Origin of the sequence: Shewanella canadensis, assembly GCF_003966225.1 — a bacterium.
Classification (GTDB): domain Bacteria; phylum Pseudomonadota; class Gammaproteobacteria; order Enterobacterales; family Shewanellaceae; genus Shewanella; species Shewanella canadensis.
In genome coordinates, this window is record NZ_RXNU01000019.1 from 69,497 (window position 1) to 86,784 (window position 17,288).

A 17,288-nucleotide genomic window follows, 5' to 3' on the forward strand; every position below is an offset into this window, starting at 1 on the left:
ACCTTTTGAATATATTGAAATTAATATATCTGAATCTTTAATTGTTAGTCACAATTTAACCACCTAATTACATCATTTATCTTGGGTTCTTTTATATTGGTTCTACTGCGAATGCAGGAAAAACTTATTTAGGGACTGATGATGAACTTAATACATTTTAGAACAACACGTAAGGCGCTGGTGTTTGCCAGTATGCTAGTAATGCTGTCAGCTTGTGGAGATGATGACACTGAGGTGATTATTGTAGAGGTTCCAGTTGAGACACCAATTGAAACACCTGTTGAAACGCCTGTTGAAACACCAGTTGAGACAGTGCCCGAAGAGGTTGTATTAGAGTATATTGGAACTGAGAAATGCCTTGCTTGTCATTCAGATAAGAAATCATTCTTAGAGACAGGTCATAACATGATGCTAACGGAGGTTGTTAACGATGAGGAGCCTCTATATCCCTTCACATCTGTAAACGGTGCTGCTGATGTTATTGAGGGTCTTTTCAATACACTTGGTGACCCTGATGGCTGGAAGGATGTAGGGTATGTTCTTGGCGGGACAATAACGGCTAATCTCTTTATTGATAAGAACGGCTACATTATGAACGGTCAAAAGGCTGGTATGATGCTAAAGCCAAAGGGAACGCAAATCACCTCTGAAATGATGATGCCATACATAAGGAGCACTGAGCCGGACGGTCATCCCTATGGGCCGTGTGGTAGATGTCATACCACAGGCTGGAAAGCTTATACCTCTGCCTCTGGTGACGAAAGAAACTTGCATATGCAGAATGATATGGATGGAATGCAAGGCACGTTCGCTATGACTGGGATTCAGTGTGAAAGTTGTCACGGTGCGGGTAGTGAACATATCAAAGGGCCTTCAAAACATAACATTGTTAAAATAGCTGAAGCACGAATTGCAGAGGATTTTCTTGCTGAAGATATGGCGAATGGTAAAGCTGTTTCATGTGTTGAGTGCCATACAACTGAAGATGCGCGAAGACTGTACCCTGATTATGTGACAGAGTATGAGCACGCATTCGGTGAGGGTACTATGAACTCACGTTTACCAGTTGTAGGTGAGTTTGGTCAGCCTGAAGGACGTAAAGATGATGTTAGTGGTGGCGGTAGACATGCGGCGGCAACGCTTAAACGTGTTGACCCTAATACAGGGGTTGCAATGGGTAAGAAGAAAGGCTTTACCTGTTCAACCTGTCACAATCCACACCAATCAGCAGTAAATCATGATAAAGCTGGCCATGAGAACGCGATGGTTAGACAGTGTACAGACTGCCACACCAAAGGGTTTGCAGATGTTCAAGGTAGTGATATCGCTTCAGCAGCTCACGAGTTCATTGCGAAGTGTACAGACTGCCATATGCCTACAGAATCACATCTGCTTAAGATTGACCTTGAGGGCGCAAAGGACGACCCAAGACACTTCTCAGCAGACGGTGAGTTTCAAATGCCTTGGCTTCGTGCTTGGGATAGTTGTTCTGGTTGTCATGCGGAAGACTATGATGCAAGAGCGCAGAAGATCGGTAAGATCCATAAGGATGTAGGCTTCTGATAAGTGTATAATGTAATGCCAGCTAATCAGCTGGCATTACTACCTGTGCAATAAGTAGGGGCATGATGACCGCAGAGAATGCCTCAGGAAGTCTGACATCATCTATAGAAATCTTGAGTCGAACACCTGAACTCAAGCTGTTTCAGGAACATATTTCCAATCTTTGTCTGAAGCTTGAAAAGCTGCAAAGCCTGCGACATCGTCAATATCGCAGCATGGATAGAAATCTTTAATGCCAACCTCAGTCTCGTTCTTGAAGGCCGATATTAAGAAGCGTATACCAGAAAACGGTTTCAGGACCAGGCAAACAAAGGACCTAAAGCATTAACAAAATCACCTCCTCTCCAAACATAAAGCGCTATAATCATGGTGTTATGAATACTTTTTTTCATATTTAACAGGTTGTTAACTCTTGTATTCTTCATTACAGCTGATTTTGTGGAATTATTTCACTGCCAATTAGTTTGATCAGCTCTTAAAATAAATTCTTTAACTGAGGAATAGTGTATGCCTGATACCAAGAATAAAGTGGGACGACCCTGCGGAGAGACCCAAAATCGCGATAAACTTATTCAGGCTGCGAGAACACTCTTTGTCGAGCGAGACTACTCTCAGGTCACCATTCGTGATGTCGCGGCGCTTGCTGGCACAGACCCCGGGCTTATTCGCTACTATTTTGGCTCTAAAGAAAATCTGTTCACCGCGATGTTGCGAGAGACGGCGGCGCCCGTTAAACAGCAGCTCAAAAAGGTGATTAAAGAAAAAAAGGCGGGTGGCCCGGCAAGCCTCATGCAGACCTACTATCAAGTCATGTCGGCTTATCCCCTTTTTCCAAGGTTGATCTTCCGCCTGGCAGGGCTAGATCAGAGCATTCCTGAAAATAAAGAGATAACCAAGGTGTTCAATGAAATTGTCGATATGGATGACATCATGATGTTCGATAAGCTCAAAGCAAAGGGGCTGCTGCGGGATGATGTCGATATCCAATGCGCACAAGTGAGTTTTTTTTCGATGATGATCTTCCCATTTCTTGTGCCCGAAGGGCTATTGAAAAGGATCGATTTACAAATTACACCGGAATTTTTAATTAAACTTGCAGAGCAAAATACCCAGCTGCTTACAAGAGGCTTGATGGCTACAAAGGACAAAAATAATGACCAGTAATAAGAAACGTTTTCTACTCCCCGGTATCCTGGCCGGAGTATTGGTTCTGGTCTTAGCTGTCGCCCTAAAACCATCCCCTCCGGTTGTTCAGGGTTATGATAAAGCAAGGGCGGTTGAAGTTCTCACGCTTGGAAAAGCTGAGTTGGCCCCAAGAATTCAGGGATTTGGCCGCGTAACCCCTAAACATATTTGGCAAGCCGTCGCCGAAGTCGGGGGGAAAGTCATCTATCGCCATCCTCAGCTCGAAACGGGTCGGATGTTACCAAAGGGGACATTGGTACTTGAAATCGATCCTCTGGAATATGAGTTGAAGCTGGCACAGGCAGAGGCGAGTCTTAATGCGACGCAAGCGCAACTGACGAGGCTGGAACAACAAGAGCGAAATCTTAATAGCAGTCTGAAGATAGAGAACCAGAAACTGATCCTCGCTGAGCAAGAATACCAGCGTAAGCTTACCCTTAAAAAGCGCAATCTGGTATCGAGCTCTGAGCTTGAAAGCCAGCATCAGTCCTTGTTGGTACAAACCAAGCTGGTGGAAGATCTACAAAATTCAATTAAGCTCCTCCCTGACGATAGAAAAGTGACCCAAGCGCAGCAGAGTGTGGATATTGCGCAATTAGAAGATGCCCACAGAAGGCTCAAGCAAACCAAGGTAGTGCTGCCTTTCGATGCCAGAGTTTCCGATATCAATATCGAACAAGATCAGGTGGTTGCACTGGGGTCAACCATGTTGATCGCCCATAAACTGGGCACTGCGGAGATCATGGCTGAAATATCACTGCAGGACATGCGCACCTTAGTGAGCAGTATTCAAATGATCCCGGAAGAAAATAGTCTACCCTCCTTCGAGCTTTTTGCACTACAAGCCAACGTAGAGTTTCAGGTAGGAAGCAATCGTTTTACCTGGCCAGCTAAAGTCACCAGAGTGGCAGAAACCGTTAATCCGAATCAGGCTACCATCGGCATTTATCTGGAGGTCGAGCAGGATTTTCGGAAACTTAAGCCATTCAGCAGGCCTCCTCTGACGAAGGGAATGTTTGTTTCGGCGCTGATATACGGTCAGGCAAGGCCACATTTCTTCGTACCTGAAAAGGCACTTCATGGTGACAAGATCTACCTGATGAGCCTGGACAATAAGCTGATGATCAAGCCGGTGAAAATCCTGTTCCGTAATCAAGAACAAGTGGCGATTAAAGCCGAAGTGGCTGTGGGTGATAAAATTGTGTTGAACGATCTTATTCCCGCTATCGAGGGGATGTCTTTAAAAGATATCTCATCAGGCTTGAGCGCTAATGGTGCTGAGCAGTCTCAGGTGAATCAAGAGGAGGCCGGTCAGTGATAGCTTACATCACCCGTCATCCAACATTAGCCAATCTGTTGATGCTCAGCTTACTCTTTCTCGGTTTATTGAATCTGGGCTCGATAAAACGTGAGACATTTCCTGAGTTTGCGCCTCCCTACGTGACTGCGACCGTCGTTTATCCCGGCGCGTCACCGATAGAAGTGGAAGAAAGCCTATGTCTGCGCATGGAAGATGCGGTCGATGGATTGGGTAATGTCGAAGAGGTAAAGTGTGATGCGCAGGAAGGCGTTGCGTCCATGACCATCAAGCTGGACGGCAAAGCCGATATTGGGCGCTCTCTGGTTGATGTGCAGACGCAGATCAATGCGATTAAAAACTTTCCAGCACAAATTGAACCGCCCATCGTTAAAGAGCTCGATTGGGCTGAGCCTGTCGTAGATATTGCTATCTCGGCCGATGCCAGCTGGCCACATCTTAAGAGTTATGCCGAGGATCTCAAGCATCGTTTGAAAATCGATGCCGGAGTGAGTTTAGTGTCGGTTGCAGGCTTTTCAGACCATCAGCTGCGGGTCGAACTCAATCAAATAGATATGCGACGTCTGGGGCTGACTGCGGCGGACATTGCCGATAAAGTGGGTCGGCAAAATGTAAAGATACCGGCCGGTAATATTGAGCTGAAGGATAAAAATCTACTGCTCAGATTCGATGAGCGCAAAGTCACTCCCAAAGCGCTAAAGCAAACCATCGTGGCCTCTACCAGCGACGGGAGCGTGGTCCGACTCGGAGATATTGCTACCGTTACTGACCGATTCGAACTCGATGAAGAACATATTCTTTTTAACGGTCAGCACGCCGCCATAATCAAGGTGCAAAAGAATAAAGCCGATGATGCGTTAAGGATAAAAGAGAAGGTAAGCAGTTTTATCGAGCTGGAGCGTTTACGTGTGCCCGATGGGGTGAGTTTGACGCTGACGAACGATCTCTCTTCGCTGCTTAAAGATCGTCTGGATATGATGTTAACCAATGGCTGGCAAGGGATCATCCTGGTCTTCTTCAGTATGTGGTTATTTTTCTCTTTGCGTTACTCTTTTTGGGTATCGGCAGGTCTTCCCGTCGCCTTTCTGGGCGGCATCTATTTGATGAGTCTCTTCGGCGTCTCCATCAACATCATGAGCTTAGTCGGTTTGCTCATGGCAATCGGTATAATGATGGATGATGCCATCGTTATAGCCGAGTCAATCGCCTCCCATGTCGACAGGGGCTTAGCGCCTCACGACGCGGTGGTGCAGGGAGTCAAGAAGGTCGCACCGGGAGTAGTCTCCTCATTTTTGACCACCATTTTAATCTTCAGTAGCTTGCTGGGGCTAGATGGTCAGATGGGGGCCGTACTCTCGGCTATCCCGACAGTACTGATTATGGTGCTCAGTATCAGTTTGATTGAGGCGTTTTTAATCTTGCCTAACCATTTGAACCATTCATTGAGCCATGCACCCAAGAAAGCAGCGAGGGGCGAGCTTAAATTTAAGCGAGATTTCTTAGCTAAATTCGAAGAGTTTCGTAATACTACACTCGTCAATGCCGTTAGATTTGTGGTTCATTGGCGCTACGCCAGCGTCGGCATAACCTTAGGTATTCTCCTGTCATCTGTCGCGCTCGTCGCGGGTGGGGTGTTGAAATTTGTGCCCTTTCCGGAACTCGATGGTGATATCGCCGAAGTTAGAATCATTTTGCCACCTGGCAGCCCATTGAGTTCGACTCAACAGGTTGTCGAGCAAGTGATCTTCAGTGCTAAAGAGACTGCGGCTCGCTATACCGAAGAGGTGGAGGAGGGGGTTGAGCTTATTCAAGATATTACCGCTCAATATAATTTTAATGCCGATGCGGGAGAGAAGGGACCTCATGTGGCGACGGTCAGGTTAGATATCTTGTCGGCCGAAACCCGTGACACGCTAATAGAAGAGTTTATCCATGACTGGCGTGATAGCACAGGTGAACTGGCAGCTCCTTTGTCTATGGTATTTAAACAGCCAACAATGGGACCAGCCGGTCGTGATATCGAGGTTCGCCTGCAGGGTGACGATCTGGATATGCTAAAGCAGGCTTCTGTATCGCTGCAATCTTATCTTGCTCAGTTTGATGGTATCAACGGCATTCTCGATGATATGCGTCCGGGAAAAGAGGAGATCAAGGTGAGCCTCAGACCCGGAGCGGAAACCTTTGGCATAGACGGTCAGTTAGTTGCCAATCAGTTACGCAGTGCGTTCTTTGGCCAACGCGCCGATGAGGTCCAGGTAGGTCCGGAGAATATCGAAATTGAGGTAAGGCTGAATAAAGTACAAGCCGGGGATCTGCATGCTTTGGCTAATTTCCCCATTATATTACCCGATGGTAATCAGCTGCCCCTATCGGCAATAGCCAAATTAGAGAATCAAAGATCTTATGTCCGCATTCAACGGATAGATAGCCAGCGGTCGGTTACCGTGATGGCCGATGTGGACAACCGCAAGGGAAATTCCACCGAAACCTTAGCTAAGATACAGTCTGATTGGCTGCCTCAAGCCATACAGGATTATCCCGGGGTAAGAGTCGACTTCGAAGGTTCGGCAAAAGAGACGGCTAAGACGGGCGCTTCTCTCGGGAAGGGATTCCTTATCGGAATATTTGGACTCTTTGCCATACTCAGTTTTCAGTTCAGAAGTTACCTGGAGCCCGTGGTCGTCATGTTGGCGATACCTTTGGCGTTGATTGGTGTGCTTTGGGGGCATGTGCTACTTGGCTATAATCTGTCTATGCCATCGATTATGGGCTTCATCTCCCTGGCGGGTATCGTCGTGAATGACTCCATCTTGTTAGTGCAATATATACGTCATCATGTCGATGAGGGGGATAGCGTCCATGAAGCCGTTGTGAGCGCTAGTCGGGAACGATTCAGGGCGGTATTCTTAACGTCGCTGACGACTGCAGCAGGTCTGTTACCCCTGTTACTCGAATCCAGCCTTCAGGCGCAAGTGGTACAGCCCTTGGTTGTCTCAATCGTATTCGGGATCTTTGCCTCAACCTTGATGGTGTTATTCATCATTCCTTGTGCCTACGCGATTTTGGCTGACTTTGGTGTCGTGAAGAAACACCAGAAAATATAGAACCTATAAGGTAGGCTCAGATCTGAGCCTACCTGTTCTTCATAAGAAAATCGACAAAGGCTCTGTCGGCCTGACTTATCGGTCTCTCTCTCTTCCATGCGATGTGAAGGTCAAGATAGACCTCTGGATTAAAGGGTTTGGCTAAGATGTCATCTCTTTCACTTATTACCATCTCCAGCACACTGGTGATGGCAAAGCCTTGTGAGACCACTTGCTTGATTAAGTTGATCAGGTTGGTTTCGAAGGCGATGTTTGCATTTAACCCCAATGTTTTCGCCTGTGACAGCATCCACTCCCGATGAAAGTAGCCAGGTTTGAACATCACCAACTCATGCTCGAAGAACTGTTCCAGGCTGATAGCCGTTTCATCGGCCAGCGGGTGTTCTGTCCCTATGGCAACCACCATCTGCTCTGTGAGCAGCAGGTGACTCTCAAACTCAGGGCTGAGATCTTGAGCCGTGATGATGGCGATATCGACCTCTTCACGGGATAGCATTTTCAGTGAATCCCGGGTCCCACCTTCGAACAGTGACAGCTTGAGATCCGGGTATTGATGGCGAAAGGCCATCAGTCTGGAGGGAAGGTAAAATGAACCCAACATACCGGGTACGCCTATCCGGACCTCCCCTTTAGTTAAGTTTGCCATCGATTTGATATGGGCTTCGGCTTGTTTGAGTTGTTTGATGATGAGTAAGGCGTGTTGATGCAGAGCCGCACCTTCTGCCGTCAGGCTGAGTTTTTTCTCTCGTTTATTGGCCGTGCCCCCTCTGTTAACCAGAGTGACACCCAGTGAGAGCTCTAGCCGTTTAATACTCTGGCTTAAGGCGGGTTGAGCCATGTTGAGGCTCTCGGCGGCTTTAGTAAAACTGCCCTCTTTAGCTAATGCATCTAAATGTTTTAACTGACGAATGTCCACAATAACCGCCCATAACAAAAATCAATGATTGTGATTGTTTTAATCTATTATTGTTATGTTATTACCGATGCTAACCTATGTCTATCGAGTGTGGATAATTTAATTGCAGAGACAGATGACGGCTCAACGAAACATAAGCTTTAACGACATTAGCATGGAGAGTCGATGCCTTAGTGATGAGCACTCTTGTGATGAAAGGGGCTTGAAAGAGTCTAGGGAGATCCGCCTTATATGGGGTCTGTCAATCGCCTCTGTGGTTATCTATATCAACCTCTATTTAGTGCAGGGGATCTTGCCTTTAATCGCTGAAACTTTCGATGTTGCAACCAGTCATGCGACCTTACTGCTGTCAGTAACCAGCTTTGCGATGGCATTTTCACTGCTATTTTATGCCATCTTATCCGATAGGGTGGGGCGTAAGACACCGCTACTCGTCAGCTTATATCTGTTATTACTCTCAGATCTAATGATGCTCTTCGTTGCCGAGTTCAGCCATTTGGTGGTGCTTCGCTTACTTCAGGGAGGATTACTTGCGGCCGTTCCGGCCATTGCTATGGCTTACTTTAAAGATGAGCTGAGCCAAGGGGCGATGCTAAAGGCCGGGGCCATCTATATTGCAGCTAACAGTGTGGGCGGAATAGCCGGTAGACTGATTGGTGGCGGCTTATCGCTTTATATGAGCTGGCAGGAGTTGATGTCGGTAATTTTACTGCTTTCACTGTTTGGCGTGATCATCGTTCACTACCTGTTACCGAGCCGCATAAAGCCGCTGGTTTCAGAGTCTGATAAGGAGACTGTTGAAGCAGCAGTTAAAACGCGAAAACTGTTTAAGGTTACAGATTTTAACGGCTTCAGGCTTCATCTTGGGGATCCTAAGCTACGTAATATCTACCTGATTGGAGGTCTGGCATTTTTGGTGATGGTGAATCAATTTAGCTTTATCCAGCTGCACCTGATGTCATCTCCCTTTAATTGGGGACGTTTTGAAGTAACGCTCATCTTCCTCTGTTATCTGAGTGGCACATTAGCCTCCTATTATTCGGTACATTGGATAAAGCGCTACGGTCGTGAGCGACTGTTTAAGCTGGCGCTGTTATTAATGGTTTCAGGCAGTGTCGTGACGCTATTTGATACTGTCGGCTTCATCTGTATCGGTTTTTTATTAACGGCGTTTGGCTTTTTCTTTATCCACAGCAGCTGTAATGCCTGGGTTGCGCAGCGGGCTAAGTTGCACAGGGCAAAGGCCACTGCCCTATATTTGTGCTGTTACTATCTTGGCGCCGCATTGGGTGGGCCATATCTGATGCCATTTTGGCAGCATTGGGGCTGGAGCGGAGTCGTACTGGGCTCAATTATCGCACTGGCTGTGTTAGCCTTGGCCATAGTTAAAGTGACCAGAGTGGAGCGACTCGACATCGCTCAGGTGAGTGCATCGTAAGTGTAGGTCTTCATACACACAGGTGCCGATACCGAGTCAAATGATGCAGTAACTATTGAATGAACAGTTTACGGTCTAACTCATATTTTTGCATCTTGTCATAGAGTGTCTTGCGAGGCACTTCCAGTTGTTCCATGGTGAGTTTGATGCTGCCCTTGTTGTGACTCAGCGCCTCTTCAATCAAGAGGCGTTCAAAAAACTCCACTCTTTGTTGTAGCGACATGCCACAATTGAGGTTTACAGAGCTGTTTATTGCCGTGGCAAAAGCGGCTTCTCCTCCAAGGAGTACATAGCGCTCGGCCAGATTTCTGAGCTCTCTTACATTTCCGGGCCAATCATGGGAGGCCAGTTGAGTCATCTGTTCTGCGTTGAGTGCGATCAGAGCCTTATGGTAACGGGATGACGCGATACGAGCGAAATGTAAAAATAACAGACCGATATCTTCGCGCCTCTCTCGCAAAGCGGGAATCGGCACTGTGACTAAGTTTAATCGGTAAAGCAGGTCCTGCCTGAACTCGCCGGTTTTACACAATTGAGTCAGGTCGACCTTAGTGGCGGCAATCACCCGAATATCGAGTTCAATACTCCTGTTTGAACCGAGTCGTTCGACTTTTCTATCTTCCAGGACTCTCAGCAGTTTTATCTGCAGTGACAGCGGCGTACTTTCAATCTCATCGAGAAAGATTGTGCCACCATTGGCATACTCGAACTTACCTATACGGGTTTTATCTGCACCAGTAAATGCCCCCGATTCGGCCCCGAATAACTCACTCTCTATGATGGTTTCCGGTATCGCCCCACAGTTTATGGCGACAAAATTAGCTTGATGACGAATGCTGTGATCGTGCAGATAGCGTGCGACTAACTCTTTCCCTGTTCCGGTTTCACCTTCGATGAGCACATCGGCAGGCATATCTATTACCTGATGTATGATGTGTTTCATCTGTTCAATGCCGGGGCTACGACCCAATATTCTGGGACCCGGCAGACTCTGTGATTCCAGCTCTCTCTTCAGCTTGCGGTTTTCTAGGGTTAACTCTCTTTTTTCTAAGGCCCGTTTCACCACATCCAGAATATGTTCATTGTTGAATGGTTTTTCCAGAAAATCGTAGGCACCTTGTTTAAGTGCTTGTACTGCCATGGCGATATCGCCGAAGCCTGTGAGTAGTATGATGGGCAGATCTTTATCTTTTGCCAGCAGGTTACGCATCAGGGAGATGCCATCAAGCTGTGGCATATTGACATCTGTGATGACGACACCGGGCCAATTGAGGTGGATCTGTTCCGGTAAGCTCTTAGGCGTAGTAGTGGCGAGTGCTGGAATGCCTTCTAATTCAAATAGCTGCATTAGGGCTGAACCGATTAAGGGCTCATCATCGACAATGAGCACTTTGATGTTATCTAAATTACTGATGTTCATCGGTAAATTCTCCCTGCTGACCGTTAGCTGATTTGAGTGATGTCCCATCAAGATAAATGGGTAAGGTGATTTCAAATATGGCACCACTAAGGTGAGCGTTGGAAACCGTAATATTGCCTTGCATCGATTCGACAATGCGTCTGGAGATGGATAACCCCAGACCTAAACCTTGGCGTTCGCTGGTGGTATAGTAAGGTTCGAATATCTTTTCCATCTGGCTTTCCCGTACGCCCGGGCCGCTGTCTTGAATGCGAATACGCAGCATTGTGCCTTGCTCTGCAGTGACTATCAGTTTTTTATGTATGCAATGCTTCATTGCGACGATGGCATTGCTCATTAAGTTAACGAGTACTTGTTGTAGCCTGATATTATCTCCCCAGACCTCACATCTGATTTCATTCGATGAGAGGATAAGTTCAATGCCTTGCTTATCTATTTCAGGTTGGATAATGGTGAGAGAGTCTTGAATACATTGATTGATGTTCGTTGCGCTGTCGTCTCCCTGACTTTTTCGGGTGAAATTTTTAAATTGGCCGACGATGGCAGCGAGCCTGTCTGTCAGTGAAATGATGGTATTTATATTGTCGGAAACCTGCTCGAGTTGATTTCTGCTTACCAAGGTCTGAGTATTTTGTGCATAGCTTCTTATTGCGGCCAGAGGCTGATTTATCTCGTGGTTTATGCTCGCAGACAAACTGCCTATGACGGTGAGCTTAGCCGCCTGTATTAACTCATCTTGTGTCTCGTTTAGCTTTTGATTACTGGCTTGTAGGGCTTGTGTTCTGGCCTGAACACGCTGTTCGAGCTGGTCATTGGCCTGTTGTATCCGTAATGAACTCTTACGCTTCTCTAAGGCGAATAAAGCCCCTAATGCCAATAATAGATACACAGTGGCATATAGCATCATAAAAGCGGGTAGGGAGCTGTAAATGGGGGATAGAGGCGCCATAATATGTATATTCCACCCGGCCTTTATCATCGACTGATGGATTTCCATATAGTCAAAAACTCCTTTGCTGGAGTTTATGGCGTATATCCTTTGCTCTGCCGAAGCGCTTTCATCGTAAGAGGGGTTAATCGCTAATTCATTGATGACTCTGTTAGCGTACCGTTTAGATTCATTTATCGCATATTGCCGGGGTTGCTCTATGGGCGATAATGAATTTAACCGCCAGCTATTGATGCTGGAGAGAAAAATAATGTTATCGGGGTCGGTAATGGCAAACTCATAACCACCGGCTCTGGCTATGCCTGTGCTCTGCTGTTCAATTTCGGTGATATCTACTTTAACAACGATTGCGCCTAAAATAATCGATTGATTATAGATAGGGTATGAAAAGTAAAAGCCACGTTTATTAGATGAGGTGCCCACGGCATAGTAACGGCCGAGCCTCCCGGAAATGGCTTCTTGATAATAAGGACGAAAGGAGAAGTCTTTGTCAATAAAAGAGTAACTTTTCTGCCAGTTACTGGCCGATATCGCAACGCCCGAAGCATCAATTAAATAGATGTCCAGAGATTCAGTGATATGTTGGATCTCTTCTAAATAGAGGTTGAGCGTTTGAATGCTATCTGGATTTTCGTGGTCCAAAAGTGCATTTTTTAATAATGGGTTTGTGGATAATACATGCGGAATACTCTCATATCGTGACAGAGAACCATCGAGGAAGTTGATGAGCTCAGTCATCTGCTGCTTCGATTTTTGCGCCGTTTGAGTGTATCCCTTATTAAGATATAACCAATGAGTTGCCTTCAATATAACGGCAAGACCTATGAGTAAAATGATAGAGATGAGAAGATATTTTTTTATTTTTATTGTAAATGCCATAAAGCTATACACATCCCGGTGAAAATATAGCGCGCCTAACAGTTCAATAACTATACTACTGGTTAGGCACGCTTGAAACTCTTAATTATTACTAGCTTAATGGGTTACAGGGAAACTCAATACCCATTCAATTTATCTATGTACTCAGGCAAGAATAGGGATATCTGCGGTACATATGTGATCAGCATGAGGAAAATCAACAGAAGCCCCAACCACGGAACGCAAGATTTTATAACCCAGCCCATACTCTTTCCTGTGATCCCTGCGGTCACAAAGAGATTGAGTCCCACCGGCGGCGTCAGCATTCCTATCTCCATATTAACCACCATGATAATACCCAGGTGGATCGGGTCGATACCCAGTTGGGTTGCGATGGGGAACAGGATGGGGGCCATGATAAGTAAAATAGCCGATGGTTCCATGAAGTTGCCGGCAGCCAGAAGTAACAGGTTAACGATAATCAGAAATCCCCATGCTGGCAGGCCCATACCCACAATGGCTTCGGCGATGATATGAGGTATACGCTCAGTCGTAAGAACATGGGCGAATAACATGGCGTTGGCAATAATGAAAAGCAGCATGATACTGACTTTTGCCCCATCCCGGACTACGTGGCGTATCTCTTTATCGATAGGGGTTTTAACTACCGCGAGTAACATATATCCCAGATTGCGGATTGCGGCACCAATCAAAGATTCCTGTTTATTTTTCCAGGCTACGCCTCTTAGGGGGCCGATGTCCCGGTAACCAAACACAGCGATAAAGTAAGCGTATACACATGCCACGGCCGCAGCTTCGGTTGGGCTGGCCACACCACCATAAATTGAACCCAGTACGATAAGGATGAGTGCTAAACCGCCCATCGCCTTTGAACTGGATATTGCCAGCACTTTGACACCAGGAAAAGGCCTGGAGGGGAGGTTCTTTACTCTGGCAACTATGTATATGGCTAGCATCAGCAGAAAGCCCATCATTAACCCGGGGACAAGGCCTGCCATAAACATTCTAGCCGCCGACACCTCGGTCGCTGCAGCGTAAACAAGCATGACAATCGATGGCGGGATTAATATCCCTAAGGTGCCAGATGTAGTAATGACCCCAGCTGCAAATTTTTCAGGGTAACCTGCGCGAACCATACCGACAATAACGATAGAGCCAATGGCGGCGACGGTAGCGGGTGATGAACCTGACACGGCTGCGAATAACATACAGGCCATAACAGAGGCCATAGCGAGTCCGCCTCGAATGTGTCCAACACTGTCCATGGCAAAGTCGATTATTCTTCTGGCCACACCACCGGTAGATAAAAACGCTGAAGATAGGATAAAGAAAGGGATAGCGAGCAAGGTGTAATGTTCTGATGTGGATTCGTAGAGCTTCAGGGCTACGGAGGCTAATGAATCATTTGAAAATAGCAGGATGGTCAGCATGCTTGAAAAGCCAAGCGCGATGGCGATCGGCATGCCTAAGATCATGCAAACGAGTAGGGTGATGAATAGGGTGGCTATCGTCATTATCGGTCATCCTTTTCATTTTGGTTTTTAGATGAAATATCCATTTTTTTGTTTGTGTCATGGTCTGTTGGCGTAACGGAAGCCTCACTGTTTTGCGGCATTGCATCTTTGACAGCTTCGGCTAAGTGCATGCTCTCTTCAGCCTCATCGGCTAATGTAAATCCGAGTTTTTGGTTTTTTAAAATGGCAACCAAGAGTTCGATAAAGCGGAAACTAAGTAGTCCAAACCCAATGATCAATATGCTTTGTGATATCCAAAGGGGAACTGCAGGTTCTTCTACATCGATACGAAGAGTCTCCCATACAAGATCCGGGTCCATATTACTGAACAGCTGGTGAGGGAAGTCTATGTCTTCCATCGGGATCCCGATCTCATACATCTTGTTCAGATAATCCCAACTCCCTTTCAAGAACATCACGCAATAAGCGATACATATCGTTACGGCCAGCAGAGCTACCATTTTTCTGGCTTGCTTTGGCAGTTTAACGACGAAAGCATCTACGCCAATATGGGCGCCGACTTTTACTCCGTAGGACATGCCGAAAAGCACAAACCAGGCACATAAGGTCAGAGTTAGCTCCTGTATCCATAGAAAACCGGTATTAAAGAAAAATCGTGCGATCACTTCGATAAAGACCAAAAAAGTCATGGAGGTGATCAACAGATTGAGAACCCCCTCCTCTAGATGAGAAAATATTCGTTTTATCACCAGCGCTCTCCCCCTGAATGTATCGTGAGGGCTGAGTGGTTACCTCAGCCCTAATTATTATTGTTATTATTTTTGCTACAGCTTATTTGAAGCGACGGCTGCGTCGATAAGGTCTTTCCCTATCTTTGCTTCAAATTGACGCCAAACAGGTTTCATCGAAGACACCCACTCCTGACGTTGTTCTGCAGTTAACTGGATGATGTCTGAGCGTTTTGAGGCTTCAATTGTCGCTTTGTCTTTATTTACCTTAGCGGCAGCGATTTGGTTACCGTGGGCCAGCGCTTCGTCCAGAGATGCTTTGATCACGGTACGCTTGTCTGCTGGCAGGCTTTTCCAGAATTCAGCCGATGTGACGACCATATAATCGAGTACACCATGATTGCTTTCTGTTATATAACTTTGAACTTCAAAGAATTTCTTTGAATAAATGTTTGACCAAGTGTTCTCTTGGCCATCGATAGCGCGGGTTTGTAGCAAGGTAAATACTTCTGAAAATGGCTTTTTGACTGGGATAGCATCGACAGCTTGAAATTGTGCGGCTAAAACATCTGATGCCATAATTCTAAATTTCTTCCCGTTAGCATCCGTAGGCAGGATCAAAGGGCTACTGGCTGAGAGTTGTTTCATTCCATTGTGCAGGTACCCAAGACCTACAATTCCCTTACGTTTCATCGAATTTAACAGTTTTTGTCCTGAGTCACTCTGTTGAAACCTGTTTACAGACTCCATATTTTCAAATAGAAAAGGCAGGTCGAAGATCTGCAGTTTCTTTGTATAGCGTTCAAACTTAGAAAGTGAGGGAGCGACAAACTGCACATCATTCAGCAGAAGTGCTGCGACTTCATTATTATCACCAAATAGCTGGGAGTTAGGGAAAACATTCACTTGGTATTCACCTGGTAAACGTTGTTCGACAAGCTCTTTGAATTTTAACGCCATCTGCCCTTTGGGAGTGTTTTCTGCTACGACGTGAGAGAATTTAATCTGTATTGGCTCGGCAAAAGCTTGAATACTGCTGGTTAGACAACCTGCGAGTACCGTCATTTTTAAAAGCACTTTCAGTGGGCGTGTAAGTGCACAAATATTTGTAGGTATAAGTTGAGTAGTCATCTTTTTTCCCTTTAATTTCATTTTATTATCTCCGGAGTAAATCAGTAAAATTCACTTGGAGTTGGGTTTATCATCGTAGGGATACGACCTGGCTTCCCTTAGCTAATTTAAAGTGGCTTTACGCTTCACTATATAAATCACTTCATAATGACATCAGCAAAGAGTAAGCCAACTTTATAAATTTAAGGGGAAGTCGTTTGTTGTTATGGTGTTGCGGCTTTGTTGCGGCTAAGGGTTTTTTCGTCGATGAGTGGGAAGTGGCCAAGGGGGGAGGGCTCAATGGGTGGAAAACCACCCACGAAATAAATTGTAAGCCCAAAAGTGTTTGTACCTTAAGAGCTTATACCATTCTATCGAAAAACTGATTTTTCAGCTTCGGTGAAATCCAATATCTACTTCTCTGGCGTAATATGTTTGATTAATGAATCACTGGGTAGTAACTCTAAGTGACCGTGTTCGTCGAAATACCAACCCGTAATAAATCCTTTCTGCCTCATAGTCACAAGGTTATGCATTACTTCTTTTGCTTCTTTCAACGCCGCCTGTTCATCACAGTTGTTAGTTAGCTTCAAATAAGCCGCTATGCTGCTCAACGAGGCGGACTGACTGACATCTGCCATAATATGATTCCAATGTGCATTATTATTGAAGAATAGTTGAAATTCACAGTATTAGGGGAGTCTACAGGCCAATATTGAGAAATGTTATAGAGAGTAGGGATGTTATTCGATTAAGTAAGATCACCGAAATAGTGTTGATCTAGTAAGGGTAGGTGGCGATAAGGTTGTAACGGATAATATATTTGAAGCAGGAATCTGTATGTACGAAATTGCTATATGTGTTGTTTAAAATAGGTAGGTATTTGATATTTAATGAGTAAGTATAAGATTGTTTAAGATGAAAAAGATGAAAAAGATGAAAAAGATGAAAAAGATGAAAAAGATGAAAAAGATGAAGGGATTAAGATAAATGGTGGTCGATACTGGGCTCGAACCAGTGACCCCCTCCTTGTAAGGGAGGTGCTCTCCCAGCTGAGCTAATCGACCTGGGACTTTCTATTTGTACAGTAACACTTCTCAAAAGAGAATGGTGGTCGATACTGGGCTCGAACCAGTGACCCCCTCCTTGTAAGGGAGGTGCTCTCCCAGCTGAGCTAATCGACCTGGGACTTTCTATTTGTAC

13 protein-coding genes and 2 tRNA genes are annotated in these 17,288 nt (G+C 45.7%); 6 read left to right on the top strand and 9 right to left on the bottom strand.

Translation table 11 applies throughout. The features are described 5' to 3' along the window. Positions 1-192: 192 nt before the first annotated feature. The 5 genes from EKG38_RS22525 to EKG38_RS22540 all read left to right on the top strand — a co-directional run bounded on the left by EKG38_RS22525 (position 193) and on the right by EKG38_RS22540 (position 7,170). Positions 193-1,563: a multiheme c-type cytochrome gene (locus tag EKG38_RS22525; protein WP_246033251.1), complete on the top strand. Its 1,371-nt coding sequence runs from the start codon at positions 193-195 to the stop codon at positions 1,561-1,563. 62 nt (positions 1,564-1,625) lie between these two features. Beyond that, on the top strand, positions 1,626-1,796 hold the full coding sequence (locus tag EKG38_RS25030) for a hypothetical protein (protein ID WP_185826939.1): 171 nt from the start codon (positions 1,626-1,628) through the stop codon (positions 1,794-1,796). A 274-nt stretch (positions 1,797-2,070) separates the two neighbouring features. Beyond that, positions 2,071-2,727 carry a TetR/AcrR family transcriptional regulator gene (locus tag EKG38_RS22530; RefSeq protein WP_126523231.1) on the top strand — a complete coding sequence of 219 codons (657 nt, stop codon included), beginning with the start codon at positions 2,071-2,073 and terminating at the stop codon, positions 2,725-2,727. After that, entirely contained in the window at positions 2,717-4,066 is a 1,350-nt protein-coding gene (locus EKG38_RS22535) for an efflux RND transporter periplasmic adaptor subunit (RefSeq protein ID WP_126523232.1), read from the top strand. Before EKG38_RS22530 ends, EKG38_RS22535 begins: the two co-directional genes overlap by 11 nt. Then, positions 4,063-7,170, top strand: coding sequence for an efflux RND transporter permease subunit (locus EKG38_RS22540; RefSeq protein ID WP_126523233.1), 3,108 nt, complete (start codon positions 4,063-4,065; stop codon positions 7,168-7,170). The genes EKG38_RS22535 and EKG38_RS22540 overlap by 4 nt, the downstream gene beginning before the upstream one ends. A gap of 28 nt (positions 7,171-7,198) precedes the next feature. Here the strand turns inward: EKG38_RS22540 and EKG38_RS22545 are convergent, their stop codons facing one another. After that, positions 7,199-8,086 carry a LysR family transcriptional regulator gene (locus EKG38_RS22545; protein ID WP_126523234.1) on the bottom strand — a complete coding sequence of 296 codons (888 nt, stop codon included), beginning with the start codon at positions 8,084-8,086 and terminating at the stop codon, positions 7,199-7,201. A 154-nt stretch (positions 8,087-8,240) separates the two neighbouring features. Here EKG38_RS22545 and EKG38_RS22550 point away from each other — a divergent pair, with 154 nt between their 5' ends. Then, positions 8,241-9,524: an MFS transporter gene (locus EKG38_RS22550; protein ID WP_126523246.1), complete on the top strand. Its 1,284-nt coding sequence runs from the start codon at positions 8,241-8,243 to the stop codon at positions 9,522-9,524. A 52-nt stretch (positions 9,525-9,576) separates the two neighbouring features. Here the strand turns inward: EKG38_RS22550 and EKG38_RS22555 are convergent, their stop codons facing one another. The 8 genes from EKG38_RS22555 to EKG38_RS22590 form a co-directional block, all read right to left on the bottom strand. Further along, positions 9,577-10,944, bottom strand: coding sequence for a sigma-54-dependent transcriptional regulator (locus tag EKG38_RS22555; protein WP_126523235.1), 1,368 nt, complete (start codon positions 10,942-10,944; stop codon positions 9,577-9,579). Next, positions 10,931-12,772 (bottom strand): sensor histidine kinase, encoded by a 1,842-nt coding sequence (locus EKG38_RS22560; protein ID WP_126523236.1) that lies wholly within the window; start codon positions 12,770-12,772, stop codon positions 10,931-10,933. Before EKG38_RS22560 ends, EKG38_RS22555 begins: the two co-directional genes overlap by 14 nt. Positions 12,773-12,888: 116 nt before the next feature. Next, a complete protein-coding gene (locus EKG38_RS22565) occupies positions 12,889-14,286 on the bottom strand; it encodes a TRAP transporter large permease (RefSeq protein ID WP_126523237.1) in 1,398 nt (465 codons plus the stop codon). Then, on the bottom strand, positions 14,286-14,996 hold the full coding sequence (locus EKG38_RS22570; RefSeq protein ID WP_126523238.1) for a TRAP transporter small permease: 711 nt from the start codon (positions 14,994-14,996) through the stop codon (positions 14,286-14,288). The genes EKG38_RS22565 and EKG38_RS22570 overlap by 1 nt, the downstream gene beginning before the upstream one ends. 75 nt (positions 14,997-15,071) lie before the next feature. Continuing rightward, complete coding sequence (locus tag EKG38_RS22575) at positions 15,072-16,106, bottom strand: TRAP transporter substrate-binding protein (RefSeq protein ID WP_126523239.1); 1,035 nt, start codon at positions 16,104-16,106, stop codon at positions 15,072-15,074. A 392-nt stretch (positions 16,107-16,498) separates the two neighbouring features. Beyond that, entirely contained in the window at positions 16,499-16,726 is a 228-nt protein-coding gene (locus EKG38_RS22580; RefSeq protein WP_126523240.1) for a hypothetical protein, read from the bottom strand. A gap of 350 nt (positions 16,727-17,076) precedes the next feature. Then, a tRNA-Val gene (locus tag EKG38_RS22585) sits at positions 17,077-17,152 on the bottom strand. 41 nt (positions 17,153-17,193) lie between these two features. Then, a tRNA-Val gene (locus EKG38_RS22590) sits at positions 17,194-17,269 on the bottom strand. Between the last annotated feature and the right edge of the window lie 19 nt (positions 17,270-17,288).

Excerpts from the sequence above, each read along its gene's own strand:
- EKG38_RS22525 (WP_246033251.1), top strand. The coding sequence starts at position 193 with ATGCTAGTAATGCTGTCAGCTTGTGGAGATGATGACACTGAGGTGATT.
- EKG38_RS25030 (WP_185826939.1), top strand. The coding sequence starts at position 1,626 with ATGATGACCGCAGAGAATGCCTCAGGAAGTCTGACATCATCTATAGAA.
- EKG38_RS22530 (WP_126523231.1), top strand. The coding sequence starts at position 2,071 with ATGCCTGATACCAAGAATAAAGTGGGACGACCCTGCGGAGAGACCCAA.
- EKG38_RS22535 (WP_126523232.1), top strand. The coding sequence starts at position 2,717 with ATGACCAGTAATAAGAAACGTTTTCTACTCCCCGGTATCCTGGCCGGA.
- EKG38_RS22550 (WP_126523246.1), top strand. The coding sequence starts at position 8,241 with ATGGAGAGTCGATGCCTTAGTGATGAGCACTCTTGTGATGAAAGGGGC.
- EKG38_RS22555 (WP_126523235.1), bottom strand. The coding sequence starts at position 10,944 with ATGAACATCAGTAATTTAGATAACATCAAAGTGCTCATTGTCGATGAT.
- EKG38_RS22560 (WP_126523236.1), bottom strand. The coding sequence starts at position 12,772 with ATGGCATTTACAATAAAAATAAAAAAATATCTTCTCATCTCTATCATT.
- EKG38_RS22565 (WP_126523237.1), bottom strand. The coding sequence starts at position 14,286 with ATGACGATAGCCACCCTATTCATCACCCTACTCGTTTGCATGATCTTA.
- EKG38_RS22575 (WP_126523239.1), bottom strand. The coding sequence starts at position 16,106 with ATGACTACTCAACTTATACCTACAAATATTTGTGCACTTACACGCCCA.
- EKG38_RS22580 (WP_126523240.1), bottom strand. The coding sequence starts at position 16,726 with ATGGCAGATGTCAGTCAGTCCGCCTCGTTGAGCAGCATAGCGGCTTAT.